The following is a 1,941-nucleotide window of genomic DNA, read 5'->3' on the forward strand; positions in this document are numbered from 1 at the left end:
CTTTTATTGGGCTCTTCAATCATTCATGCCCAAAACGTTAAAAATCGTGATGCTATTTTGAAGCAATCAAATATTTCTAATCTTCATCGTTTAAAAAGTCATTTTGCAAAAGAACATTCTGTAAAGTATGCTAAGGTTTTAAGTTTAGCAAACTTGAATGACTGGCCGATTAGTTTTGTTACTCCAGATGGCAATTTTGCCGAAATAAAGGAAATTACTGATGCAGGATTTCCATTATACCGTGAAACAAAAAATGTGGGTTCTGCTTTTACTTCTCGTACTAACAAACTTCAGCCTAATGGTGGTTTAGGTTTAAATCTTACCGGAGAAGGTTTGTTTGTAGGTGTTTGGGATCAAGATAATGCAACCATTAGTCATGAAGATTTTGGAGGGAGAGCCTTTATTTATGACAATAATACAAGTCCTAATTCTTATCATTCTTCGCATGTTACAGGTACAATGATTAGCTCAGGAGTTAACTCTCCTAATGGATCTGGTCGTGGAATGGCTTACAAAGCTTTTGCTTATGTAAGTAACTGGACTCGTGATATCGAGGAGATGACGGATTTGGCTATGAATCAAGGATTGCTACTCTCAAATCATTCCTATGGTCTTGCTGCAGCCAATGCAAATTTTCCTGAATTTATTTTTGGTGCTTATAGGAGTGATTCTAGGGATTTAGATCAAATTACTTTTGAGGCTCCTTATTACCAACCAGTAATTGCTGCAGGAAATGATCGAAATAAAGCCCCGCTTATAAATGGTGCTAAAGACGGTTATGATTTACTAACGGATTTTAGTACAGCAAAAAATGCAATTGTAGTTGCTGCTGTAGAAGGTTTGAGTGAGTCAGGGTATGTAGATCCGAGTAGTGTGGTAATGTCTAATTTTAGTAGTTGGGGTCCAACAGATGATAATCGTATTAAACCAGATATTTCAACTAAGGGTGTGAATGTTTTCTCAACAACTAATGCAGCCGGAAATAAAGGGTATGGTACTATTTCTGGGACATCTATGGCTGCACCAGGTGTTACAGGAACTTTATTGTTATTGCAAGAACATTTTAATAATTTGTCACGAAATTTTATGAGATCTGCCACTTTAAGAGGTCTTATGGTACATAGTGCTGATGAAGCAGGTGAAGCAGATGGTCCTGATCCGAAGTTTGGGTGGGGTTTATTGAATGCTGAAAAAGCAGCTGTATTAATTTCAAATGCCTTCATCGTAAATAAGAAAGTTGTTATAGAGGAATTTGATTCAAGATCAACTGTTTTTCAACAAGGTAACACAATTACAAGAGTAGTAAAGGCTAATGGTAACGAACCATTAGTGGCGACAATTTCTTGGACTGATAGAGCAGGTGTTGCTAATACAGGTACTGTTGATTTAAAAGCACCTGTACTTGTTAATGATCTTGACATCAGAATAACAAGAAATAATGATGTTTTTTTACCTTGGCGTTTGAATGATGATAAAACACTACCTGCTATCAAAGCAGATAACACTGTTGATAATGTAGAAAAGATAGAAGTAAAAAATCCTTTTAATGATTTTTATACAGTAACCGTTAGTCATAAAGGAAATTTGGTTGGTGATAGTCAAGATTTTTCATTAATTATTTCAGGTATTGAAGAGAATACCTTGAATGTTGTAGAATCTAATTTTAAATCTTTAAATGTATGGCCTAATCCAATTAACGATATGGTTAATGTAGCCTTTGAATCTGAATCAGATGAATCTATAATTCTTGAAATTTATGACATATTAGGAAAACTTCAATTAGTTAAGAATATGGATGGAAAAAATGCATCAAAATATACTTCTGTTAACGTTGAATCTTTAGAAAAAGGAATTTATTTAATTAAAGTTAAACAAGGTGTAAAACAATCTGTTTGGAAAATCGTTAAAGATTAATTTTTTTTAAGTAAAACCATATATTAA

At 33.7% G+C, this 1,941-nt stretch carries 1 protein-coding gene; it reads left to right on the top strand.

All coding sequences use genetic code 11. The features are described 5' to 3' along the window. On the top strand, positions 1-1,914 hold a 1,914-nt coding region (locus FPG59_RS15695), incomplete at its 5' end, for a S8 family serine peptidase (protein WP_086455478.1). Positions 1,915-1,941 lie beyond the last annotated feature (27 nt).

Origin of the sequence: Flavobacterium sp. FPG59 (assembly GCF_002150205.1) — a bacterium.
In the GTDB taxonomy this organism is placed as follows: domain Bacteria; phylum Bacteroidota; class Bacteroidia; order Flavobacteriales; family Flavobacteriaceae; genus Flavobacterium.